The sequence below is a fragment of the Thermoactinomyces mirandus genome (assembly GCF_013868055.1).
Lineage (GTDB): Bacteria > Bacillota > Bacilli > Thermoactinomycetales > Thermoactinomycetaceae > Thermoactinomyces > Thermoactinomyces mirandus.
The window spans coordinates 23,793-48,784 of record NZ_JACEOL010000048.1 but is presented as its reverse complement, the minus strand read 5'-3'; the positions used below and the strand labels follow the sequence as shown (position 1 = coordinate 48,784).

Below are 24,992 nucleotides of genomic sequence, written 5' to 3'. Positions count from 1 at the left end.
CTTTTGTCAACAGCCTCAACCACCCGCTATGCGGGTGGATGACAATTTGGTTATACCAATAACCTCTCCCTAAGTTAGAATATAGTTGTTCAGGCTATATTGTAACGAAAGGAAGAGGAAAACAATGGCAAACAAAGCAAATAGCTTATCCCACACGAAGTGGTTGTGTAAGTATCATATCATCTTTTCCCCAAAGTATAGACGAAAAATCGTATACAATCAATATCGGAAAAAGTTTGCAAGAAATCATCAAACGGTTGTGTGCGTATAAAGGGATAGAAATAATAGAAGGCCATATGATGCCAGATCATGTACATCTTTTGTTGAGTATTCCACCAAAAATGAGTGTGTCAAGTTTCATGGGGTATTTGAAAGGAAAAAGTGCGTTAATGATGTTTGATAAACGTGCAAATTTAAGATATAAATTTGGGAATCGTCATTTCTGGTCAGAAGGGTATTATGTGAGTACCGCGGGTTTAAATGAAGCAACAATTCGGAAATATACTCGGGAACAGGAAAAACGGGATATAGCACTAGATAAGTTAAGTGTACGAGAATACGAAGACCCTTTTAAGGGTAGCAGAGTAGTACAAACATTTCCCTTTAGGGATAGCAAAAGTGGCAATGGCAATATAGCTTGAACGAAAGTGAAAGCTAGCGCCTTTAGACGCTAGCCGGTAACAAGGCCTTGCAGGCCTGAGCAAACCACCCGTTTTCACGGGTGGTTATGATTTAGAGAAAAGAACGCCGCAGGATGGATATGGCACCCAGTGCAATCTGTGCAAAATCCGGACGGAAGAAGTCGAAATCAACCCATTCTTGACCGGGAGAACCTGACAGCCAAGGTTGCTGTACAGTTGATCGATTCTGTCTTTGGCAAAAGAATTTATAATCTCCCCGTTTAGCAATGACATTTACGGTTTGGAAATTCCGCTTTACAAATCTTTCGCCATCCAATCAGAAAATTCATTTTATAGTCGGAAAATCAAGTGTCTGTTTCCTGTATAATTGGATATAGTTATTTATCATGATGCTACACCTTAAAGGAGTGACAGTTAAAAATTACAAGGAAACAAAGGCTTTGTTGCTCTTTGCTATTTATTTGACAAAAGTGTTTGATTGGAAAGTTTGGATATCAATTTATTGCTATGCACTGCTGTTTCTTTCATTTAACCGATTTTCCATGAATTGGTTGTCTCTTTTACAAAGGGATTTGACTCAAGTTTTCCTGATCTGTAGCAACCAACATGATACCAGCTCCATTTTCAAAAGCAAGGATGAGGATGCGGTTTTTCGTAGCAAAGATTTATATCTGCTGCAGACAGGATAAAACTCTAAAAATTGCTTTCCTGATTGAATCTACTAAATACGGCTATCAAGTCATGTTTTTACAGATCTCCGAGTGCATGGCAAAATTGATATCCAAATTTGGGTTCATGCCTGATGTAATGTTATATTAAATGGTGTTAATCAATCTGTTACCTCTGAACGGTGGATCAAACAGGTAAAAGGGTTATAAAAAAGAAAAAGAAATGTTTTGTTCAATATTTTTAAGTTGCTTATGAAAAAATAAGAAAAAGCTTCTGGGAGGAAATGTATGTTTTACTAATACCAGATAATATAAGAACTGATGGACATAATTGGAGGGGCCTAATGCAGTCTTTGGCTGAAATAAAAGAGTATCTAAGTGATGTTGTAGATATTTTGATTGTTAGTTATGTGATATATCATTTACTCAAACTTTTGCGGGGTACCCGTGCTGTTCAGCTTTTAAAAGGGATTACTGTATTGCTGGTCATTTGGGTGATCAGCAATGAGTTTGAACTGAGAACCTTGGAATTCCTCATTGAGAACTTCTTTTCTGTCGGATTGATTGCCGTGATTGTAATTTTCCAGCCAGAGTTACGAAGAGCTTTGGAACAATTGGGAAGAGGGTATTTTATTGGCCGAAGCAGCCAGGTGGAAGACCAGATCGCTACCAAAATCGTGGGAGAAGTGACAAAAGCTGCTTCACAGATGGCCAGGCAAAGAGTTGGCGCATTGATTGTGATTGAAAAAGATACAGGCCTTTCAGACTATATTGAGACAGGAACCATTCTGGAAGCCAAGCTGAGTGCAGAACTGCTCAAAAACATTTTTATCCCCAAAGCCCCCCTGCACGACGGTGCCGTGATTATTCGCAAGGAACGACTGATGGCTGCCGGATGTTATCTGCCTTTAAGTGAAAATCCTTATATCAGCAAGGATTTGGGTACAAGACACCGCGCGGGCATTGGTTTGAGTGAGATTTCCGACGCCGTTGTGGTGATCGTGTCTGAGGAAACCGGGCAAATATCGGTTGCTTTTCAGGGAGAACTGCAACGGAATTTGAGTGAAGAACAGCTTGTCTCTACACTGTATGAATTGCTGAAGCCACCGGAGAAATTTTCTTCCGTTTTTTGGGTGCGCAAGGAAAAGGAAGGGAAGCCGAAAGATGGATAAATGGTTGGAAAAAGATTTGGTGTTACGCATGATTTCCCTGTTATTGGCGGTTCTGTTATGGATTACCGTAACGGAACATTCCTTTTCTTCCTTTTCAACCAAGGGAAGCACAATCATTCATGATGTGTCTGTCCAGGTTAAATATGACAAGGAACAATTTGAACTTCTTAGCCAGCCATCCAAGGTGGAGCTAAAATTATACGGAGACAAACAAGCACTGAATAATGTTCCCGGGACCTATCGTGTTTTCGTTGATGCTCAGGAAGTGGGGGCTGGCGAACACCGCCTGCCTGTCCAGGTGGAGGGTTTGCCATTTGGTGTAAAAGGAGAAGTTGAGCCGAAACGTGTAAAAGTCGAGCTGGCACAAAAAGTGCAGAAAGAAATGCCCGTTCAAGTGGATATCATTGGTAATGTGCCAGAAGGGTTGCATATCGACAAACCGGTCGTTACTCCTTCCAAGGTGCTGGTTCGCGGGACGGAGCCAAACCTGGATCAGGTAAAAACTGTAAAGGCAGTTGTTTACCTGTCTGATCATACGAAATCAATGGAGACAGTGGTCCGGCTCCAGGCATATAGTGAAAAAGGGCCAATCCATAAGGTGAAAATTACTCCGGATGTGGCATCTGTCAAAGTGCCGATCAGTATTCCACACAAAAAAGTTCCCATTTCCATTGAGGTGAAGCAGTTGCCGGCAAAGGGGTACGCGGTGGAAAGGATTCATGCCCGGCAGGATCAGGTGACGGTTTACGGGCCAAAAGAGTATATTGAAAATATTCAATACTATATCGGTCCGCAACTGGATCTGAAAGATGCACGGAAAGATATGACCATTTCTGTGCCTGTTCCGTTGCATAATGGTGCACTCAGGGTTGAACCCAAAGAAATAGAGATTTATGTTAAAATAGTTTCTGCTGAGCAAAAGAGACTGGACAATGTTCCACTTACAGTGACCGGTCGAAAAGAAAAACAAAAAGTCGATATTTTATCACCATCCGGCGGAAACATGAATATCACTCTTTCAGGGGCACCCAGAAACTTATTGGGGATCAATCAATCCGACATAAAAGTGCTGATCGATGTTTCAGGCCTGTCGGAAGGTGTTCATGAGGTGCCGATCCGGTTTATCTTGCCCAACTTTATTCAAGTTGTCGGGCAGACGAATCCCAAAGCAAAGATAGGGATTCGTTGATCACAGATGGTTCTTTATGAGGAGGAGAAAATCATGGGTAAATTTTTTGGAACTGATGGAGTACGAGGAATAGCGAATCAAGAATTAACACCAGAATTAGCCTTCCGCCTCGGCCGTTACGGAGCCTATGTACTGACCAGAGAGAAAAAACGCCCGAAAATTGTAGTGGGTCGAGATACACGTTTGTCGGGGGAAATGTTGGAGTCTGCTCTGATCGCAGGAATGCTTTCCATCGGATGTGATGTATATAAATTAGGTATTATCACCACACCGGGTGTGGCTTTTTTGACGCGCCATCTCCATGCAGATGCCGGAGTAATGATTTCTGCGTCACATAATCCTTTTGAAGATAATGGAATTAAATTTTTTGGCGCAGATGGATATAAATTATCAGATGAAACAGAAGCGGAAATTGAATCGTTATTAATTAGTGAGCAGCATCATCTGCCGCGTCCAACAGGAAAAGAAACCGGACGGATCATGCGTGATCATGATGCTGTGCAAGCTTATCTGGATCATTTAAAACAAACTATTGATACCGATCTGTGTGGTATGCATATTGTTGTCGATTGCGCCAATGGAGCAGCCTATGAACTGGCTCCTTTGCTGCTGCGTGATCTGGGAGCCGACGTAACAACCATCAATGCACATCCGGACGGTATAAATATCAATGTCAATTGCGGTTCGACCCATCCTGAGTGTTTGCAGGAAGAGGTCATCAAAAAACAGGCACATCTCGGCCTGGCATTTGATGGGGATGCAGACCGCCTGATCGCCGTTGACGAAAAAGGAAATGTTATAGACGGGGATTATATTATGCTGATCTGCGGGTCCTATATGAAGGAAAACAATACCCTGAAGGGAAATACCATCGTTACGACGGTGATGAGCAATATCGGTTTCTTTAAGGCAGCCGAAAAGTTGGGGATCGAAACCAGGAAAACCAGAGTTGGCGACCGTTACGTCATGGAAAGTATGAGAAAAGGGAAATTCAATCTTGGCGGTGAGCAGTCAGGCCATATTATTTTCCTGGATCATAACACGACAGGAGATGGCATGTTGACGGCTGTCCAGCTTTTACGGGTCGTAAAAGAAAAAGGCCAAACCCTGTCCGGTTTGGCGGAACAAATGACCAAGTATCCGCAATTGCTTGTAAATGTTCGTGTGAAGGAAAAGGAGGGCTGGGAACAAAACCATGCCATTCAGTCTGCGATCCAGTCTGTTGAAGCAGCTTTGGGAAGCGACGGACGGGTGTTGGTGCGTCCTTCAGGAACAGAATCACTGATTCGTGTCATGGCTGAAGGTCCTGACGAAGAATTGTTAAAAAAATATGTGGATCAAATCGCGGGAGAAGTACGCAATCAGTTGGCATAACAAAGTGCGGTATCTTTTTTGATACCGCACTTTACAAGTAAAGTATAATTGCATACCATAAGAACATGAATATCTACTGGATTTACAATGTTAAGGAGGTGATTGGAAAAAAGAAGGCTTTGTGGAAACCAGCAACTTTGTCGTAAAGCGCCTGAACTGCATGAGAGCGGAGAGAATTGCAGTTGACGAGGAGGAGGAGTATCGAGTAATCGGCGGATACCTCCCGGCTTCGCGCCAAAGCCGAAGAGTCGCGGCACAAAACAATGGGGTGACTCGTTGTACAAAGGCTGCGATTGACGCATTTATTGGTTGTGGACAGAAAAACAGATAAAAAAACTAACGAAATGATAACAGGTAAAGAGAAGGTGACGGCGGGATCTGGAACGGAAACAGGAGATTCCGGGATATGCACCTGTTTGGATTGTTGTCATTTCCTATAAACCAGGGGGTAAATATATATGTGCGGTATTGTTGGTTACATTGGCTCTAAACAGGCTCAGAATCTGTTAATCGAGGGTTTGGGCAAATTAGAGTATCGGGGGTACGATTCTGCCGGCTTGGCCGTTTACAACGGGGAAACGATCGGAATTCAAAAAACCGAAGGTCGATTGTCCCGCCTTGGAGAAAGATTGAATGTCCAATCCTTGCCCGGTTCGTTGGGGATCGGACATACCCGTTGGGCTACTCACGGGAAACCGTCAGATCAAAACTCACATCCTCACACCGATCAAACCGGACGTTTTGCCATTGTGCATAATGGCATTATTGAAAACTATATTGAACTGAAAGAAGAATTGACGGCGAAAGGGCATGTTTTTGAGTCGGAAACCGATTCGGAAGTCGTAGCCAAACTGCTGGCCGATTTGTGGGACGGAGATCTGGTTTCTACGGTGCAAAAAGCAGTGGCACGCCTGTCCGGCGCTTATGCCCTGGGAATTATCAGCGAGTTTGAATCGGATAAATTGGTGGCAGTCCGTCAGGCTAGCCCGTTAATCGTTGGAGTGGGCGAAGGAGAGAATTTCATCGCTTCCGATATTCCAGCCATTCTGAAACATACCCGCAATGTCTACATCTTGGAAGATGGAGAGATGGCCATCTTAAAAGCGGATCAGGTTACCTTGATGAAAGTGGATGGCACGCCTGTTAAACGGGATGTATTCAGGGTGGAATGGGATATCAATACGGCTGAAAAAGGCGGATATGACCATTTCATGTTGAAAGAAATCCATGAACAGCCTAAAGCGATTCGCGATACCCTGGCAGGACGCCTGAAAGAACACAATGTCGACTTGTCACATGAAATCGCCTTGAGCGATGAAGAAATCAAAAGCATCGACCGGATCCATTTTATTGCTTGTGGTACAGCATACCATGCAGGCCTGGTTGGAAAATATGTCATGGAAGAGTTCACCCGGATTCCGGTCGAATGTGATGTTGCTTCCGAATACCGTTACCGCAATCCGATCATCACGGACAAAACACTGGTTATCCTGGTGAGCCAGTCCGGCGAAACAGCCGACACCCTCGCTGCATTGCGGGAAGCCAGGAAGCATGGCGCAAAAGTGCTTGCCATTACCAATGTAGTCGGTTCAAGCATTGCCCGTGAAGCGGATAATGTCATTATTACATGGGCTGGACCCGAAATTGCAGTAGCGTCCACCAAAGCTTATACTTCCCAGTTGATCGCCATTTATTTGCTTGGTGTCTATTTTGCGCAAATTCGCGGCAGCAAAACAAAAGCGGAGCTTGAGGAAGTTGTGCATCATCTGCAGGAATTGCCTGAGAAAGCAGAAATTGTGCTCGGTGAAGAAAAAGCCATTGGACAATTTGCACGGAGCATTGCGTCCAATGAACATCTTTTCTTCCTGGGACGCGGATTGGATTATGCTGTTGCCATGGAAGGTTCCCTGAAGCTGAAAGAAGTCTCCTATATCCATTCGGAAGCCTATGCCGCAGGGGAACTGAAACACGGTACCTTGGCCCTGATTGAAGAGGGGGTTCCCGTCATTGCCCTGGCCACACAAAAGTCGGTTTATGAAAAAATGGTCAGCAACATTCAGGAAGTCAAGGCAAGAGGCGCCAATGTCCTTGGCCTTGCCCAGGAAGGCAATACCGAACTGATCAAGTCGGTCAATGAAGTGATCCATATTCCGGCAACCCTCGACTTGCTGGCACCGGTATTGACCGTGATCCCAACCCAGCTGTTTGCTTATTATGCTTGCCAGGAACGGGGATATGATGTGGACAAACCACGCAATCTGGCGAAAAGCGTAACTGTGGAATAAAAAGTTGTACTTTCTCTTTTTGGTTGTAGCTTTGAAATAAAGTCGTAGCATTTATAAAAAAGATGTACCGTTTTACCCCTTTGGATATGATTATCTAAAGGGGTGTTTTTATATCTGAAATTCCGATATTTGTGAACAGTTTTCCCTGTACCTCAAGAAGAAACGATTTTAATTGCAGAGGAACTAGGTATTAATTATCATAAAAGACCATAAAACAGGAGAGCCTATTCTGATGACTACATGCACTGTTAATAAAGGAAAAAGAGACATTTAAAGATACTCGCACTATCAAAATGAAAGGAATGAAATATGGAAAAAGAAGGAATAAGGTTAATAATTTGCGTGCACAATATAATTTTTGCTTTACACTGTTTCTGGTAATGTGAAAATCTTCGTTTTATTAAACTTATTCTTACGGGGGATGAAAGAAGTATTAGTTGATCTTAAGGTTATTATGATTTTATGTCATAGTAATCCGTTATACCAGCTTGTATAAGTCAACCTGTCATACTAAAATTGCGTATGCGTAAATAAGCTTCAAACTTCTTTTGAACGGGCAATTATGTTGCCTTGTTATGCGAAAATACCGATGCTGTCCTGCATTTGGCTCATATGAAGAAAGGGAGTATAACTGTCGCTGAAGGGAAGAAAGTAACTACAGGTCAAGTCCTCGGGAAAGTGGGCAATTCCCGAAATACGAGTAACCCCACTTGCATATTCATGCCGGGAAGGATGGCAAAGGCGTCGTCCCAATTATTTATCATGGCCGCTTTCTTGTGAGGAATAGTCTGGTGCGTTAATACCAACTTTATATAATTGGACAAAATGCTTACACTACTGTTAATGAGTGTAGATGAATAAACATAGCAAATTGAAATGGAGTATATAATATGCGTAAAATACTAGGCATTATTTTTCTAATATCAATTATTCTATTGTACTTGTGAAATCTCCCTCAATCCGCTCAGGCTTGCTGGACCGCTTGATACGGAAGAAATTGACAACTTTGTTGCGAACTATATCGAACAGAATGGGCTGCCTGGTGCTTCGATCGTGATCGTAAAGGACGGTAAGGTATTATATCAAAAAGGATATGGACATGATTCTGACGGAAAACCGCTGACAGAAAAGTCATTAATGAGACTTGCTTCCGTTTCCAAAATCATTTACGGCATTTGCCGTATTACAACTGGTTGATGCAGGGAAAATCCAACTGAATGACCCGGTAGTGAAACATCTACCAGAAGTTAAACTTGACGATCCCGGATGGAGCCAAGTTACAATACGCCAATTATTGAGCCATACATCAGGGATTCCGAATCCAACGATTGTGCCTCCGGCGAATAACTTGAAAGCAGGTGTCGACCGTTTACACGACTGGAAACTGCAACCGAATCCTGGAGAGAAATATGCTTACAGCAATGCGAACTATTGGATTTTGGCCCGATTGGTGGAGGAAACAAGTGAAATGGAATTCTCTCAATATCTTAAACAAAAGTTATTCTCTCCACTAGGGATGAATGATTCGCTCACGGCTGTAAACTCTGGAGATTCTGTACAAGGACGCCTAAAGGCTATATAACGGCATATGGGACTGCAATGCCCTGGACCGAACTTGAACAAATGTTCCTGGGGGCAGGAGGAGTTGTAACAACAGCATCAGATATGGGCAAATGGCTTGCCATGCACACGAACGACGGAAAAAATGAATCTGGGGAACAATTATTATCCAAAGAATTGTTGGAAGAGTCCTATTCTCCGCAACCTGGAAGCGAAAAATACGGACTTGGATGGTCTTTAAACTCTTCAAGCGTTAAACCGGCACGTATTTCACATAGCGGTTCGTTATCAACTTATCAAGCCCAACAGATATCGTACCAGGCATTGGATACGCAGTAGCTGTTTTACTCAACAGTTTTACCCCTACTTTGGAACATGCTTATGAGATCAGTTCAGGAATCATCCAGATAACTGAAGGAAATAAACCGGAAATAACAGCACCTGTGCCTACAATAATCGATCTGTCCCTTGGTTTGATTATTGGTGCCAGTCGTGGGGATCGGATGGCTATTCTTTGTTGTTCCAACACTAAAGGATAACAGTTCTACGACGATAGATGCTTTTGGTATTTGGCCCGCCTCGATGTTCTTGTTGGCGATTGTTTTCATCATTGGATTGGTTCTTACAGTTATGCGCATCTATTATCGAATAAAGTTAAATAAATAAAGATAAAAGAGCAATATCCAATTGTGGATTTGAAATAAAAAGATGTAATATTTAACTCCTTTAGTCATAATTGCCTAAAGGGGTGTTTTTTATGTCCAAATGAAAAAGAACATGGAAAGTTGAGAAGAAAAGGTTTAAAGGAAAAAGACGTTTGGAATTGTTTCTGATATAAACCATAGTGGACTGAAAGATTACCTGCTTTACGATTATATTGGTGGAGAGAAGGTCGGTAATCGGGAGTTAAAAATGTTTTCTGGATGAACATGCCTTTGCCTGTTATTTTTTAAAATTAGTGTTAAAAAGGATTAATTTTTGATAAAATGATAATGTACATGGAGGAGGAGATTGAATATGTATGAGGTAGCGGTAATTGGTGCAGGTCCTGCCGGTGCCAGTGCGGCTCTTTTTACAGCAAGGGCTGGGAAAAAAACAGTCCTTTTGGATAATGGCAAAAATATAATGAAAAAGGCCTTAATGCTAAACCATTACGGGGTTGAAGAAATTTCCGGCCCGGATATGCTGGAAAAAGGTATTGCCCAGGCAAAAGGGTTTGGTGCTGAGTTTATTGAAACAGAGGTCACAGCACTGGTTAAAACGGATCATGGTTTTAAAATTGAAACAGGTAATGGTTCTGTTGAAGCCAAAAATGTCATTATTGCTACAGGCATGCAGACTTCTTTGGGAGAAAGTGCCGGTTTGACCACAAAACCTGGTACAGAACCAAGAGTCAAGACGATTTTTGCTGTTAATGCTGATGGAAAAACAAATGTTGAAGGGTTATGGGCAGCTGGTGTTTGCGCCGGTGTAAGCATGCATACGATTATTACTGCCGGAGATGGCGCGAAAGTAGCTGTTAACCTGATCAGCGAGCTTGATGGCAAGCGTTATGTAGATCACGATGTACTGAAATAATGTAACGGGAACTGCGCAGTAGAAAGCATCATCCGAAAAACAGGCGATTTTCCCTGTAAGTCAGATGATGTATAGATCACATCGAAATAGTACTCCATTGGAAACAGAAGAGATCAAGTTATCTCACTATTGCCATTGGATTTTGTTTTTGTAAGAGATTCCTTAGTTGAAAGCTTCCGTTTTATTTCAATACGATTCCTGATGCTCACGTCTGTGATTGATAAGATACCGGAATGTTTTTACCGGACATTTGGAGAAGTACTGGCTTCACTTATCCACATTCTTGTAAAACAGGCGGCTGAAGCAGGAATTGCAGTGCAAACATCAGAAGAAGCGAAACAGGTTTAAACAATTGAACGGAAGTGAAGATGACGGATCTTTCTAACCGGTTCGGAAGAATATCCCTGGTTGTCCAGAAGGGATCAAAAGCCCCGTTTTCCATTTATGGTATGGAAAAACGGGGCTTTTCATTACCTTATTCTTATTCAAACGCACCTGTATACAGTTGATAGTATTTTCCCTTTTCCGAGATTAACTGATCGTGGTCTCCCCGTTCAATGATTCGGCCCTGGTCAAGGACCATGATGGCTTCGGAGTTCTGGATTGTGGAAAGCCTGTGGGCAATCACAAAAACGGTTCGTCCGCGCATTAATGCATCCATGCCCTTTTGCACTATGAACTCGGTTCGGGTATCAATACTGGAAGTGGCTTCATCCAGAATCATGACCGGAGGATTTGCAACTGCTGCTCTGGCAATGTTCAGAAGTTGCCTTTGCCCTTGCGATAACCCGGAACCGTCTCCTTGTATAACGGTATCATAGCCCTGCGGAAGTATGGAAATGAATTCATCCGCCTTGGCCAGTTTTGCTGCAGCATAAACTTCTTCGTCAGAAGCATCCAGTTTGCCATATCGGATATTCTCCATTACCGTACCTGTAAACAGATTGGTATCCTGCAGGACAATGCCTAGAGAGCGGCGCAAATCACTTTTTCGGATCTTTTGAATATCAATCCCGTCATAAAGGATTTTTCCGCTATCAATTTCATAAAAACGGTTGATCAGGTTGGTAATCGTTGTTTTGCCGGCACCCGTTTCACCGACAAAAGCCACTTTTTGTCCTGGTTCGGCATAAAGGGTGATGTCGTGTAGAACGGTTTTTTCCTTGTTATAACTGAAATTGACATTGTAGAAACGTACATCGCCTCTTAATCGGATATATGTGAAGGTTTTGTCCTCATTGGGGATTTTCCATGCCCAGATTCCTGTTGGTTCAGAAGTTTCAACCAACCAGTTATCTTCATATTTGGCATTTACAAGAGTAACGTACCCATGATCTGTTTCCTTTTTTTCATCCATCAGGTCGAAAATTCGCTTTGCCCCGGCAAGGGCCATAACAATGGCGTTCAGCTGTTGGGATACATGGCTGACAGGCATGCTCAATGTTCTGCTCAATTGCAAAAAGCTGGCAATTGCCCCAAGCGTTATACCGTCGATCCCGCCAACGGCAAGAGCCCCGCCGGCAATGGCAATCAATACATACTGGATATTTCCAATGTTGGCCATAACCGGCATAAGGATATTGGCAAATCGGTTAGCTTCAGTTGCATTGTGACATAACTCATCGTTCAGTAAATCGAATTGTTTTTTTGCCTCTTCTTCATGATTAAATACCTTTATCACCTTTTGGCCAGTAATCATTTCTTCAATAAAACCATTTATCTTGCCGAGTGATTTTTGCTGTCTTATAAAATAGTTTTTACTTTTTCTGGCGATTTTGCCCGTAACGAAGTACATGAACACCAAGGTAAGGATAACTACAAACGTCAAATGCAAGCTGGTCGCGACCATGGCACAGAAAACGGCCGTAATGGTAGTTACCGAAGAGAACAGCTGTGGTATGGTTTGGGCCAGCATTTGCCTGAGAGTGTCTGTATCATTGGTAAAGTGACTCATGAGATCGCCGTGGGAATGGGTATCAAAATATTCGATCGGAAGTTCTTGCATGTGATCAAACATTTCATCACGGATCTTTTTTAATACTCCTTGGGCAATGACAACCATAAGCTGGCTATAGACCAATGTGGATATGACGCCAAGAAGATAAATGCCGGACATAATAAGAATTGCCTTCAAAAGACCGTCGAAAACAGGATTCTCCACAGCGAGCAGCGGAAGAATATAGTCATCGATCAGGATTTCCAGAAACAGCGAACCAGCCACATTGGCTGCTGAACTTAGTAAAATGCCAATCAGGACCATGGCAAATGGAAGTTTGTAATCCTTTGTAATATAGGAAAAAAGCCGCTTGAGTGTTTTTAGATCTGCTTTAGGTTTAGGAGGGACTCTTTTGCCAGGGGTATTTTCATTTGATGGCATGGATGTTTCCCCCTTTTTGCTGAGAATAGAATACTTCCTGATAAATTGTATTGGATTCCAGCAGCTCCTTATGGGTGCCAATTGCGTTGATTTTTCCATTTTCCATAACGACGATCTTATCGGCATCCATGACAGAAGAGATGCGTTGGGCAATGATAATCTTTGTCGTATCAGGAATTTCCTCACTGATTGCTTTACGGATCAATGCATCCGTTTTTGTATCAACTGCACTGGTTGAATCATCAAAAATGATGATTTTTGGTTTCTTCAATAATGCCCGGGCAATCGTCAATCGTTGTTTTTGTCCGCCGGAGACATTCGTTCCGCCCTGTTCAATATAGGTGTCGTATCCATCGGGAAAAGCTGTAATAAAGTCATGAGCCTGCGCCATTTTACAAACACGGATCAGTTCCTCGTCCGTAGCATTTTTGTTTCCCCAACGCAGATTTTCTTTAATCGTTCCGGAAAATAACAAGTTTTTTTGTAAAACCATGGCCACCTCATCCCGCAGTGTTTGAAGATCATATTTCCGAACATCAACACCGCCAACAAGGACTGCCCCTTTTGTTGCGTCGTAAAGCCGTGGGATCAGTTGGACCAGAGTTGTTTTGGCGCTTCCGGTGCCACCGAGGATTCCAACCGTTTCCCCTGATTGAATATGAAGGTTTATATCTTTCAGACAAAGATTTTCCGGGTCATTTGTATAGCTGAAACTGACGTTTTGAAACTGGATCTCCCCGTTTTTCACTTTTTGAATCGGATTCTCCCCGTTTTTCAGTTCGGTTTCTTCATCCAGAACTTCAACAATCCGTTCGGCTGAAGCCCGTGAAATTGTAATCATAACGAAAACCATCGACACCAGCATCAGGCTGATCAGAATTTGGCTTGCGTAGGAAATAAGACTGACAAGTTGTCCGGTTGTCATCGTGTCTGAAACAATCATCTTTGCTCCGAACCATGAAATGAGAAGGATACCGGTATAAATAGAAAACTGCATCAACGGACCGTTGAAAGCCAGAATTTTTTCTGCCCTGGAAAAATCCTTGAAAATGGCCCGGGAAACGGAATGAAACTTGTTTTTTTCATAGTTTTCGCGAACAAAGGATTTCACAACCCGGATTCCTCTTAAATTTTCCTGTACGACTTTGTTTAACTTGTCGTAGGTTTTGAACACACGTTTAAAGATCGGGTGGGCATTCCTGATAATCAGGTAAAGCCCCACTCCTAAAAATGGGATAATCCCCAGAAAAACGAGAGAAAGCCTTGAATTTACAGTAAAAGCCATAAAAAGAGAAAAGATCAGCATAATTGGGGCACGCACTGCAATTCGGATAATCATTTGAAAGGCATTTTGTATATTGGTTACATCGGTTGTCATACGGGTTACAAGACTGGCGGTTGAAAATCGGTCAATATTGGAAAAGGAGAAGTCTTGTACGGCATAATACATTTTTTGGCGAAGATTTCTTGCAAATCCACTTGATGCTTTTGCAGCGGAATATCCAGCCAGGATTCCGAATGTCAACGACAAAACGGCACATAAAAATAGCGCAATGCCCAATTTTGTAATTACACTCATATCTCCAGGCTGTATGCCATCGTCGATCATATAAGCCATTAGAAGGGGGATAATGACTTCCATCACAGCTTCCAGAATAACAAAGACCGGAGCAAGAATGGAGTCTCTTTTATATTGTCCTACACACATTGACAACTTCCTGATCATATTCATCCTCCATCGGAAAACATTATTGCTAGCTGCCTTATTGTAAGAATTCAACAACATGATGAGCTATCGTAAACAATAAACAGTCTAAAGATCCCGTTTATTTTTCAAGATTTTTTTTGATTTTATTCAGTGTTGTATAAAAGGAGTTGATCTCATCTTCGCTTAAATCCTTGCGCAATTTCTTTTCAACTTCAATAATTGCTTGAGTAATGATCTTGTGTATTTTGATTGCTTTAGGGGTTAGTTTCAGTTTTTTTAGTCTTGCGTCATGTTCTGCATGCTCTCTTGTGATCAGTCCGTTTCGTTCCATCAGTTGCAAAACGCCTGTTACGGATGAACGCCGGATATTAAACTCATTTTCCAGGTCACGTTGATATACGTCCCGGGTTTGGGAATGGACAAAGATATATCTGATAATGATTCCCTGCAATCCTGTCAAGCCTTTTACTCTGGTTTTTATAACATGGTCATTAATGCATCGCTTAATTAAATGGGACAGTACCTTGATTTCAAATCCGATTCCTTTTGTTGGACGCATCCAACCAACTCCCTGCCAATTTGTTAGGATGCTAACATTTTAGTCGTTTTGCTTATTTCAAGTCAAGGTTATATTGATTTTAAATTTTTTCATATAATTGTATTTTACGAATAATTAAAAATCCAAATAAAATGTTGAATTGATTGATTTTTGGTAAAGTGGAATTTGAAGGGAAGATTGACATGTATGAAGTGGCGGTTATTGGAGCAGGTCCTGCCGGCGAAGCGCAGCCTTTTTCACGGCAAAAACAGGGAAGAAAACAGTGATTTTGACAACAGCCAAAGTATAACAAAAAAGCATTGATGCTAATTATGGGGTAGAAGAAATTACCGGTCCGGATATGATTGATTTACTGAAACAAATGTTACAGCCCTGACCAAAACGGATGATGGTTTTAAAATGAGTCAGAAAGTGGTTGGTTGAAGCGAAAAACAACATTATTTTTACAGGCATAAAGACAACCTTGGCAGAGAATGTTGGTTTGAAAAGACGTCGATGCGGACGGAAGGACAAATGTCGAAGCGGGCTGTCGGTATTTGTGCTGATGATGGCGCGAAAGTAGCCGTTAACCCGATCAGTGACCTGAATGACAACGATATGCAGACCACGATATATTAAAATCGGTGGCAAATTATCAATGAAAAATAAACAGGGGACAGAGCTTGTCGATCAAAAGGAGCATCATCAGAAGGATGCTCCTTTTTCTCTAAAAAAATGGGGAAATCCCAGGTTGCCGGAAACAAAACCGTGCCGATAACCAAAAATGCTATTGGGAAAACAAACCTTTCCACGTTTAAGTAACCCGCCTTTAGTTAATCCATAAATACTTTGGCAGTTTACATAATATTATAGTATATATAAAAATTTAATTTAACAGTATTCCCTCTGGCCTGCATTTCTTGAAGTTTCGCACGGCTGGAAGGAAATCTACGGGCAAGAGAGCCGCCAAACGTGTCTGGACTATATCAACGCATTGGACCGATATGAAACCCAACAGTATTAAATCTGTTGTGAGTGATAGCAAAGGGAAGTAACAATGAGCATCCGGCCCAATCAGAAGATCGTCGTTAGTGTTGTCTATGTGACAGCAATGTTTATGGCAGCATTGGACGGGACCATCATCAATGTGTCATTGCCGGCTATCGGGCATGAATTCCGGGTCCCGCCTTCCGCCACTGGTGCTGTGAATATTGGGTATTTAATGAGTCTGGTTGTATTTCTTCCAGTTGCAGGATGGCTCGGTGACCGGTGGGGAACCAAACGGTCTTTTTGATTGCACTGAGCTTGTTCACAGGTGCGGATTTGCCGATAGCCTTGTCACATTGAATGTGTTTCGAATTATACAGGGAGCCGGGGGAGGAATGCTTGCGCCCGTGGAATGGCAATTGTATGCAGCAATGCCGGGGAGGTCGGTTCGACAGATGCACCGAAGGAAAGAACGATAACTTATTTAAATAAAGAATATACTGTCCCTGCAAAAGTCACAAGAATTGCGACAGCCAGTATGGAATCGATGGAAGATGCAGCGGTATTGGGAGTAAAACCGGTAGGGGCTATTACAATTGCGGGCAAACTGCCGGAGTATGTGGCCAAAGAATTGGAAGATGCAAAGTCGATTGGTGAAAAAATGCAGCCGACTATGAAACACTTCTTGGCTTGAAACCGGATGTGATCCTGGGAAGTACCAAATTTCGACCGGATGTGGCAGAATCGTTGAATAAAGTGGCACCGATGATACCGGTTTCCCATGTGGCAGCCAAATGGAAAATCTGCAAAGCAATCCGGTCTGGAATAGTATTCAGGCTGTAAAAAACAAAAAGGTATTTATCAATGTTGTGGATCCCCTGGCTCAAGGTGGTACGGCTTGGAGCAAGACTGCTTTCCTGAAAGCAGCAGAGCAACATTTATCCAATTAAATGGGTAAGGTGCGTTGAATAATATGGGGAAAACAAATTCAATATCAACAGTTATTTTAAGCATGGCACCCATCTTCATTTTATTGACCATTATGCTCTCGATTTTGTACGGTGCAAAAAATATTGACTTTTCAACCGTTTGGAATGCACTTTTTTATTATGATTCCGGCAATGCCGATCATAATATTATTATCACTTCCCGCTTGCCAAGGATATTATGCACACTTCTTGCCGGTGCACTTCTGGCTATATCGGGAGCGTTTATGCAGGGGATGACAAGAAACTATCTCGCATTCCCTTCAATTATGGGAGTAACAGACGGATCTTTTTGTCATTACAATTTGCATGATATTTGTTCCGGATCTGTCTTCCTTGCAGATGATTCTGTGCTCCATGGCTGATTCGGGGCATTGCTCCGCAATGGATTATCACCGGTCCGGCTGGCCATAATTGGAACGGTGATCGGAACCTTTTTAAGCAGTGTATCTGCGGCGATGGCATCGTATTTTCAGGTCTCCCAAAATATCAGTTTCTGGTACAACGCGAAATTGCACGAGGTTGTCCCTGAAGTATTGAAGCTGTCAATACCGTTTGAAGCAGTCGGGATCATTCTGGCTCTGTTTATTTCAAAATCGGTCACCATTCTTTCTTTGGGAGAAGAAGTTTCCATCAATTTGGGTCAACGGACGAACCTTGTAAAAGGTGCCGCCATCATAGCTGTTGTCTGTTTGACAGGTACCGCGGTTGCCTTGGCAGGGAAAATTGGTTTTGTTGGTCTTATTATTCCTCATATTACGCGGTTTCTAACAGGTGCCGATTATCGATGGATTATTCCGTGCGCCGGTGTGATTGGCGGGATTTTTCTGGCATTGTGTGATGTATTAAGCAGATTTGTGAATTATCCATTTGAAATGCCTATAGGAGTTATTACTTCCTTGATCGGAATTCCTTTTTTTCTGTATTTGATAAGAAGAAAAGGAGGAGAAAACCGTGTATAGGGAATCATGGCTGCATTACGGAATGGTACTTCTGGTGAATGCAGGTCTCATTATTGCCGCCATCCATATCAGCTTGACCATTGGGGTCTTTGATATAAGCATTGCGGATGTGTTTCGGACAATTTTCCGGAATACGATTTGGTCATCTTTGATTTCAGGTTGCCGGTTTAGTGGGATTAGGTCTTTGAATTGCCGGGGCTGTTATCCAAGGTATATTGTGTTTTGTGAACTGAACCTGAACATTAAGACAGGAAAAATCACGACGATCATCGGTCCGAATGGATGTGCAAATCCACTTTATTGAAAACAATGGGACGAATTATAAAACAGAAGAACGGAAAAGTATATTTACTGGGAAAAGATTTGCACAACATTCCTACAAAGCAGATTGCAAAACATCTTGCCTTACTGACGCAAAATCCTGTTGCACCGGCGGAATTAAAGGTGGAAGAGCTTGTTTCTTACGGAAGATATCCGCATCGGAAGAACGGGTATAATTTATCAAAAAAAGATATGGAAATCATCGAATGGGCTGTGGATATAACAAAAACCATTTCTTTCCGAAAACGTGAGATCGGGTGCCTGTCGGGCGGACAAAGGCAAAAAGTGTGGCTGGCAATGGCTTTGGCGCAAGAAACAGAAGTGTTGTTGCTGGATGAGCCAACCACCTATCTCGATATGGCCCACCAGCTGGAAGTATTGCAGATCGTGGAGAGATTGAATAAAGAAAAAAACTGTACGGTTGTAATGGTATTGCACGATATTAATCATGCGGCCCGATTTTCACATGAAATTGTCGCAATGAAACAAGGGAAGATTGTAAAGACCGGAGCACCTTCATAAATCATGACAAAGGTAGTATTGAAAAGTTTTTCATATTGATGCGAGAATCATGATTGATTCTTATTGCGGTACCCCCGTATGTTTCGGATATGACACCGTATCGCAGGAAGAGTCTGGGGGTGTTCGCGTGGCAAAATGAAAGGAATCATTGTTAAACGGAGGAGAAGCTTACGATGGGAGATAGCTTGGCCAGAACAAATATTCTCATTCCAGGGGCAGAACAATGGACGCTCCATTCTGAAATCGGGAATCGTCCGTATCGAATTTTTGTGGCGAAACCCAGGGAACCGGCTCCGCCTTCAGGATACCCGGTTATTTATGTACTGGACGGAAATGCTTTTTTTCAGACATTCCAGGAAATTATAAGATTACAATCCCAAAGACCTGATAAAACAGGAATTGCTCCGGCAATGATTGTCGGGATCGGTTATCCAGCAGAAGAAGATTTCGCTTCTGTGTATCGATTTTATGATTTTACCCCCCCATCCTCCTCTGTTGACTTGCCACCAAGACCTAATAGAAAACTCTGGCCCAAATCAGGAGGAGCTGAGCTTTTTTTGAATTTTATTGGAGAAGAACTGAAACCGGTACTGAACAGACGGTTTCATCTGGATAGAGGGCGCCAAACCATTTTCGGGCATTCTTTAGGCGGTTTGTTTGCGTTGTATGTCTTGTTTACAAAAACAGATGCATTTCAAACCTATTTTGTGAGCAGTCCTTCCATTTGGTGGAATAATCAATGTATTTTAGAAAAAGAGCAACAAGTTATATCCCGATTAAGTGAAAAAGAAGTGGATGCGGAGTTTTCCTGTCAGTAGGATCATTGGAAAAAGACCATATGGTCAGGGATGTAAAAGAACTGTCAAATCGATTGTCGAACTTGAAAAACTCCGGATTGCAGATAGAGTTTAATGAGGTGAACGGGGAAAACCATATTTATGTTGTTACCTGCAACCTTAAGCCGTGCCTTGCGATTTGTATTCAGCCGTTGAATACAGTCGTAACGGGGCTTCATTTAATTCAACTTATGAAAGTTTTCCCGTGTGTCTAAAAACCATCATTGATTTTTGTCCAGGGTTAACGGGCAGCCAAATTTTATAAGCTTGGCTTTTTTTTATTTATTCCTGCGATATGATCGTCGCCGGTAATGGGGAAACGGGTAACAGGAGTTAAAGAGAACGGTCTGGAAAGGAATCAATCGGAAAAAAGCAAGGAATCAAATTATATTGATAATGATAATCATTATTATATAAAATATGAATAAGAATTGATTACCCGTCATCTGATTAAAAAGTTTGCGAATTATTGGTATTCTTTACAGGAGTTGATTCCATGGAAAAATTTTTAAATAAACATCAATTTGCGATTTCCTGAAGTTACTTGTTATATTTTTAATGTTTTGGGAATTTTATAACAATGTAATTTGCGGGTTCCCTAATGAAATGTGGCCTGTTATCTGATTGCTGAAAAACTGCATGATACAGATCAAAAGGGAAAGTCTAAATCCGTCTGGATAAATAACTCTGTCTGCGAATCACTCATCTTTCATTTGGAATGAGTGTTTTTTTATTATTGAAGCAATAAGGACAGGATAAAAAGGATACCTGTTAACGGGTTTTGGATGAGAGGGAGAGATAAACAGATGTCTGATTGCTTTGTTATGATATTTTATCGGTTATTAAAAGATGCCAATGAAATAAAAAAACGCATGCTTATATTTACAATATAATAAATTCTCTTAATATGATATACTATAATGAAAGTTATAAATTAATATCAGAAAACCTAATAAAGAGTGTTTTTCTGCCTGGGTAATTCATAAAATGATTGAAGGAACAATCCCTGTCGCGTTTTTCCCGGTTTTCTGCCAACCAGATGTCGATCTTTGGAACCAGTTTGCTGACATTTAAAAAACAGGGGGAATTTGCATGTCTGACCCGAGCTCCTTTCAACTGCCACAGGAATTTTTGATTGTAGGTGCCGCTGTGCAAACCGGCCTTTTTGATGAAATAAAAAACAATCCTTGTACTTTGGAAGAATTGACGGCCAAACTGAACCTGGATCAAAGAGCTTTGTGGATAGTTGTCGAAGCTTTGAAAGCATTGAATTACCTCACATCTGATGGGGAAAAGATCAAGTTGACCGCAGAGGCGGACAATCTCTTTTTTAACCCGGATCATGAACGATATATGGGTTATTCATTCATGCACACTTATCACCTGATCAAGGCATGGACCGAACTTCCGGAAGTGATGAAAAGCGGGAAGCCGGTTTCAAAAAAGGATGTTCCGGATCATACCAGGCACTTTATCCGGGCGATGAGTCATAATGCCCAAAGATCTGCTGAACAGGTTGCAGATTATTGTTTGGAAGGTTTGCCGGCAAAGCCCAGAGTGCTTGATGTAGGCGGAGGCCCGTTAACCTATGCGAGGGCCTTTGCCCGCAAGGGAGCCATCGTCACGGTAATGGACCTGCCTGAAGTGGTAGATATGATGCAACCCGAACTGGAACCGTCCTTGCCCATCCAAATGGTTAAAGGAGATTTTACCAGAGGTTTGCCATCAGGATCCTTCGACCTCATTTATCTCGGAAATATTTGTCACATTTATGGGGAACAGGAGAACAGAAAACTGTTTCTTGATGTAGCAGAAAAACTGGTTCCGAAAGGACAGCTGGTCATCAATGATATGATTCGGGGGACCGGAGCCTGGCCGGCATTATTTGGAGTTAACATGCTTATCAATACAGAAACCGGGGGAACCTGGACTTACGAACAATACAAAACCTGGCTGGCCGATGCCGGTTTATCCGCTGCTCCCTGGAAAGAAGCAGGCGGAAGGCAATTGATCAAGGCGACAAAGCAATAATTAAGATGAAATCAACAGCAATACCGCCTTTCCTCTTGCAAGGAGAGGCGGTTCTTCTTTCATGTTGTTCATTTTCCACCCATAGGCCATTTTTCTCTGCAACACAAAGACGTGGTTGATCGATTCATCTGGCTAAAAGTGATGGTTCGCTGTTCGAAAGAATAATTTTGAGGGTAAAAAATGAACAGACGGGAGATGCAGACCCCGAAGTACGCATAGCAGAAAGATCAGGACAAGGGAGGGAAAACGTATTATTTTTGGTTGTTTGACATGATAAAACTTTTTGATCCTATACTACAGGGGTATGATCTATGGAGATATCTTTGATCAGACACGGAAAGCCACAGATTACAGAGAATCAGCGAATAACATTGAGCGATTTTAAAAAATGGGTTGAAAAGTATGATCATACCGGAGTTTTCGAGGAATCTTTTTATCCAGCCAAAACCCTGGAGAAAATACAAGCAGCCAATATCGTGATCACAAGCAATTTAAAAAGATCCATTGAATCAGCGAAGTTGTTAAATCCCAACCTGGATCCCACCATGGACCCATTGTTTCGGGAAACAGAGTTTCCCGCTCCTTCGAAACCATTGCGGAGCATAAAATTAAAACCGTGTATTTGGATAGTCCTGTTAAATTTATTATGGATCAGCGGATATTCAAATGGCTGCGAGTCTTTCTGTGATGCCAGGAAAAGGGCGAAAAAAGCTGCAAAGTTATTGGTTGATTATGCTGAGAAATGTAATTCTGTAGTATTGGTCGGTCATGGATTTTTTAATCTGTTAATCGCCAGGGAATTGAAAAAAATGGGTTGGAAAGGGAAAAAAATAACCAGTTTCAAGCATTGGATCTGTACTACATATTCTTGCCCGGGTGATTCGTCAATTGAATAGGTTATATTTAATTACGACATGTGATAATTTTTGCTGATCCGTCACTTTTTGTAAAGAAGCAGGCGGAAGGCAAATGATCAAAGTCGACAAAGCAACAGGTCAGGTGAAACCAAATATAAATAAAGATGATAAAAACTCCTGGGTTTTTCAATCTTTGCGAGGCTGTTTTCTGGTTATGTTATTACATGTTTTTCTGTTAAGAAAAAAAGGAGCTGGAAAAGCTGCAGCCGTATGGAAACGGGGATATGATAAAAGAAGAAAATAGCCGTTTGAATAGAATGGAACCTACGAAATCATGAATGGAAAACAAGAGTTTGTTGCGACACCCCGGGACTGCCGGTTATTATATGCCAGGTATATCAGAAGAAAAGGTGGAGCAATTTTTGGACAGCACTGACGAAGAACTGTCCGTATGCCAGGAAGAATAAGTAATCTGTTTTTTACGGTTTGCTGAATTGACAAAACCTTAATTTATGTTTATGATGACAGGGTAAATAAATAGTGCGGAAGGGTGAACCAATTACATGAAGTACTAATCCTATCGAAAAAGCCAATTGATTGAAGAGTGTTTACGGCAGAGACGATCTGCTTGTTTTGTGTTGCCTTCAATCGGAGCTTTTCAGAATAGGATTGGTCTTTATGGTTGGGAGCATAAAGAAAATGGTTTCTTTTGGTCTGCACCTGTACCTGAGCCTCCTGTTCTGATTGTGGATAGGAGGCTTTTATTGTCTCCAAAACATGATAAAAACGGGGATGATGACATGTTATTGGAAGCGCGCGATTTAAAGCTGTATATAAAAGACCGTTTGTTAATTGATGCAGAGCATTTGCGCATTGATGAAAATGACCGGATCGGTTTGGTGGGCAGAAATGGCAGTGGAAAAACCACTTTGCTGATGACTTTGGCTGAAAGAAAAATCCCTGATGGAGGAACGGTTATTGCCCACACCACTGTTGAGTTATTACCGCAACTGAAACCGACCGTAACGGCAAAAAGCGGAGGAGAACTGTCACAGGAATATATTGTCGCTGTCATTTCCAGAGAACCGGAGCTGTTGCTTTTGGATGAACCCACGACCAATTTGGATACCGATCATATCGAATGGCTGGAAAAACTGCTCTTGCATTGGCAAGGGGCGTTTGTAATTGTCTCCCATGACCGCGCTTTTCTGGACGCACTGTGTACAACCATTTGGGAGATTGATGAAGGACACGTAAAGATATATAAAGGAAACTATTCAGATTACATTAGACAAAAAGAATTGGAAGTTGAGCGTCAGAAACTGGCGTATGAAAAATATGAGCAAAAGAAAAGGCAGCTTGAAGAAGCATTAAAGTTGAAAGAAAAAAAGGCGAACAGGGCCACCAAAGTTCCAAGAAAAGCAAGCAGATCGGAAACAAAAATTACCGGGGCAAAACCCTATTTTGCCAAGAAACAAAAGAAACTGCAAAAAGCAGCAAAAGCGATTGAGACAAGGCTGGAGAAACTGGAGAAAGTGGAAAAAATCAAAGAGGCTCCCCCCCTCAGAATGAACCTGGTTCATCAGGAAACATTCAGGAACCGGATTGTTTTGCGGGTAAAAGATGTTTCGGGCAAGGTTGGTGACCGGATTCTTTGGGAGAAAACCAGCTTTTTTGTTCGGGGTGGCGATAAGTTGGCGATCATCGGGCCGAATGGCTGCGGAAAAACCACATTGGTGAAAAAAATTATTCACCAGGATGAAGGAATTACTGTTTCGCCATCGATGAAAAGCGGTTATTTCAGTCAGAATCTGAATATATTGGACAATGGAAAATCAATTCTGGAAAATGTCCAATCCTCATCCAGGCAGGATGAAACGCTGATTCGCACAGTGCTGGCAAGACTGCATTTCTTCAGGGAAGATGTGTACAAACGTGTGGGGGTTTTAAGTGGCGGAGAAAGGGTAAAAGTGGCTTTGGCCAAACTGTTTGTCAGTAACATCAATACATTGATCCTGGATGAACCGACAAATTTTCTTGATATTGAAGCTGTGGAAGCGTTGGAGTCTCTTTTGCAACAGTATGAAGGAACCGTCATTTTTGTGACTCATGACCGTCGTTTTGTGCAAAATACGGCGACCCGGATCCTTGTTTTCGAGCATAGGAAAATACGGCTTTTTGATGGAACTTATGATCAGTACAGGAGATATAAACCACAGCAAAAGCAAAATGACACGGAAGACAGGCGGCTGGTCCTGGAAACCAGAATATCGGAAGTGCTTGGCCGGTTAAGTATGGAGCCATCTGCAGAACTGGAACAGGAATTTCAGCAACTCCTGGCTGAAAAAAGAAAATTGGAAATGGACCAATGAATAGAAGAAGTTTTTTTCAAGTGAAAGT

General features: G+C 42.0%; 20 protein-coding genes and 7 pseudogenes. 24 read left to right on the top strand and 3 right to left on the bottom strand.

The genetic code is table 11. The features are described from left to right. The first annotated feature begins 124 nt into the window (after positions 1-124). From tnpA to H2C83_RS14085, 12 genes and pseudogenes are all read left to right on the top strand, one after another. Positions 125-641: pseudogene (gene tnpA / locus H2C83_RS14125) on the top strand (IS200/IS605 family transposase). 129 nt (positions 642-770) lie between these two features. Next, a complete protein-coding gene (locus tag H2C83_RS18210; RefSeq protein ID WP_281364176.1) occupies positions 771-905 on the top strand; it encodes a hypothetical protein in 135 nt (44 codons plus the stop codon). Between the two features lie 748 nt (positions 906-1,653). After that, complete coding sequence (gene cdaA / locus H2C83_RS14120) at positions 1,654-2,481, top strand: diadenylate cyclase CdaA (RefSeq protein WP_181741851.1); 828 nt, start codon at positions 1,654-1,656, stop codon at positions 2,479-2,481. Further along, positions 2,474-3,670, top strand: a complete 1,197-nt coding sequence (locus tag H2C83_RS14115) for a CdaR family protein (protein ID WP_181741850.1) — start codon at positions 2,474-2,476, stop codon at positions 3,668-3,670. The genes cdaA and H2C83_RS14115 overlap by 8 nt, the downstream gene beginning before the upstream one ends. 33 nt (positions 3,671-3,703) lie before the next feature. Continuing rightward, positions 3,704-5,044 carry a phosphoglucosamine mutase gene (gene glmM / locus H2C83_RS14110; RefSeq protein ID WP_181741849.1) on the top strand — a complete coding sequence of 447 codons (1,341 nt, stop codon included), beginning with the start codon at positions 3,704-3,706 and terminating at the stop codon, positions 5,042-5,044. A 121-nt stretch (positions 5,045-5,165) separates the two neighbouring features. Further along, positions 5,166-5,375: a hypothetical protein gene (locus H2C83_RS14105; RefSeq protein WP_181741848.1), complete on the top strand. Its 210-nt coding sequence runs from the start codon at positions 5,166-5,168 to the stop codon at positions 5,373-5,375. A 127-nt stretch (positions 5,376-5,502) separates the two neighbouring features. Continuing rightward, positions 5,503-7,329, top strand: coding sequence for a glutamine--fructose-6-phosphate transaminase (isomerizing) (gene glmS, locus H2C83_RS14100; protein WP_181741847.1), 1,827 nt, complete (start codon positions 5,503-5,505; stop codon positions 7,327-7,329). Between the two features lie 1,053 nt (positions 7,330-8,382). Then, complete coding sequence (locus tag H2C83_RS17855; protein ID WP_312853931.1) at positions 8,383-8,526, top strand: serine hydrolase; 144 nt, start codon at positions 8,383-8,385, stop codon at positions 8,524-8,526. Further along, entirely contained in the window at positions 8,474-8,911 is a 438-nt protein-coding gene (locus tag H2C83_RS18205; RefSeq protein WP_281364175.1) for a serine hydrolase domain-containing protein, read from the top strand. Before H2C83_RS17855 ends, H2C83_RS18205 begins: the two co-directional genes overlap by 53 nt. 17 nt (positions 8,912-8,928) lie before the next feature. After that, complete coding sequence (locus tag H2C83_RS18200) at positions 8,929-9,228, top strand: serine hydrolase (protein ID WP_281364174.1); 300 nt, start codon at positions 8,929-8,931, stop codon at positions 9,226-9,228. Between the two features lie 678 nt (positions 9,229-9,906). Further along, entirely contained in the window at positions 9,907-10,467 is a 561-nt protein-coding gene (locus H2C83_RS14090; protein ID WP_181741846.1) for an FAD-dependent oxidoreductase, read from the top strand. 135 nt (positions 10,468-10,602) lie between these two features. Further along, positions 10,603-10,815 carry a hypothetical protein gene (locus tag H2C83_RS14085; RefSeq protein WP_181741845.1) on the top strand — a complete coding sequence of 71 codons (213 nt, stop codon included), beginning with the start codon at positions 10,603-10,605 and terminating at the stop codon, positions 10,813-10,815. A 133-nt stretch (positions 10,816-10,948) separates the two neighbouring features. Here H2C83_RS14085 and H2C83_RS14080 read toward each other — a convergent pair whose 3' ends face one another. The 3 genes from H2C83_RS14080 to H2C83_RS14070 form a co-directional block, all read right to left on the bottom strand. After that, positions 10,949-12,844: an ABC transporter ATP-binding protein gene (locus tag H2C83_RS14080; protein ID WP_181741844.1), complete on the bottom strand. Its 1,896-nt coding sequence runs from the start codon at positions 12,842-12,844 to the stop codon at positions 10,949-10,951. Further along, complete coding sequence (locus H2C83_RS14075; protein WP_181741843.1) at positions 12,831-14,570, bottom strand: ABC transporter ATP-binding protein; 1,740 nt, start codon at positions 14,568-14,570, stop codon at positions 12,831-12,833. The genes H2C83_RS14080 and H2C83_RS14075 overlap by 14 nt, the downstream gene beginning before the upstream one ends. A 100-nt stretch (positions 14,571-14,670) precedes the next feature. Beyond that, complete coding sequence (locus tag H2C83_RS14070; protein ID WP_181741842.1) at positions 14,671-15,111, bottom strand: MarR family winged helix-turn-helix transcriptional regulator; 441 nt, start codon at positions 15,109-15,111, stop codon at positions 14,671-14,673. 143 nt (positions 15,112-15,254) lie between these two features. On the opposite strand from H2C83_RS14070, the gene H2C83_RS18195 reads away from it, so the two are divergent. The 12 genes and pseudogenes from H2C83_RS18195 to H2C83_RS14025 all read left to right on the top strand — a co-directional run bounded on the left by H2C83_RS18195 (position 15,255) and on the right by H2C83_RS14025 (position 24,964). After that, positions 15,255-15,377: a hypothetical protein gene (locus H2C83_RS18195; RefSeq protein WP_281364173.1), complete on the top strand. Its 123-nt coding sequence runs from the start codon at positions 15,255-15,257 to the stop codon at positions 15,375-15,377. A 229-nt stretch (positions 15,378-15,606) separates the two neighbouring features. Beyond that, positions 15,607-15,729, top strand: a complete 123-nt coding sequence (locus tag H2C83_RS18190) for a hypothetical protein (protein WP_281364172.1) — start codon at positions 15,607-15,609, stop codon at positions 15,727-15,729. A gap of 256 nt (positions 15,730-15,985) precedes the next feature. Then, a pseudogene (locus H2C83_RS14065) lies at positions 15,986-16,145 on the top strand (MbtH family NRPS accessory protein); the annotation flags it as partial. A 2-nt stretch (positions 16,146-16,147) separates the two neighbouring features. Next, positions 16,148-16,487: pseudogene (locus H2C83_RS14060) on the top strand (MFS transporter); the annotation flags it as partial. 29 nt (positions 16,488-16,516) lie between these two features. After that, a pseudogene (locus H2C83_RS14055) lies at positions 16,517-17,027 on the top strand (ABC transporter substrate-binding protein); the annotation flags it as partial. 23 nt (positions 17,028-17,050) lie between these two features. Next, a pseudogene (locus H2C83_RS14050) lies at positions 17,051-18,025 on the top strand (FecCD family ABC transporter permease). Between the two features lie 175 nt (positions 18,026-18,200). After that, positions 18,201-19,007, top strand: a pseudogene (locus H2C83_RS14045) (ABC transporter ATP-binding protein). Positions 19,008-19,041: 34 nt separating this feature from the next. Next, positions 19,042-19,860 (top strand): annotated as a pseudogene (locus H2C83_RS14040) (alpha/beta hydrolase). A gap of 936 nt (positions 19,861-20,796) precedes the next feature. Further along, positions 20,797-21,735, top strand: a complete 939-nt coding sequence (locus H2C83_RS14035; protein WP_181741841.1) for a class I SAM-dependent methyltransferase — start codon at positions 20,797-20,799, stop codon at positions 21,733-21,735. Between the two features lie 311 nt (positions 21,736-22,046). Next, positions 22,047-22,631, top strand: a complete 585-nt coding sequence (locus tag H2C83_RS14030; protein WP_181741840.1) for a histidine phosphatase family protein — start codon at positions 22,047-22,049, stop codon at positions 22,629-22,631. Positions 22,632-22,930: 299 nt separating this feature from the next. Then, complete coding sequence (locus H2C83_RS18185) at positions 22,931-23,059, top strand: hypothetical protein (protein ID WP_281364171.1); 129 nt, start codon at positions 22,931-22,933, stop codon at positions 23,057-23,059. 333 nt (positions 23,060-23,392) lie between these two features. Then, positions 23,393-24,964: a Vga family ABC-F type ribosomal protection protein gene (locus H2C83_RS14025; protein ID WP_181741854.1), complete on the top strand. Its 1,572-nt coding sequence runs from the start codon at positions 23,393-23,395 to the stop codon at positions 24,962-24,964. Positions 24,965-24,992: the final 28 nt, after the last annotated feature.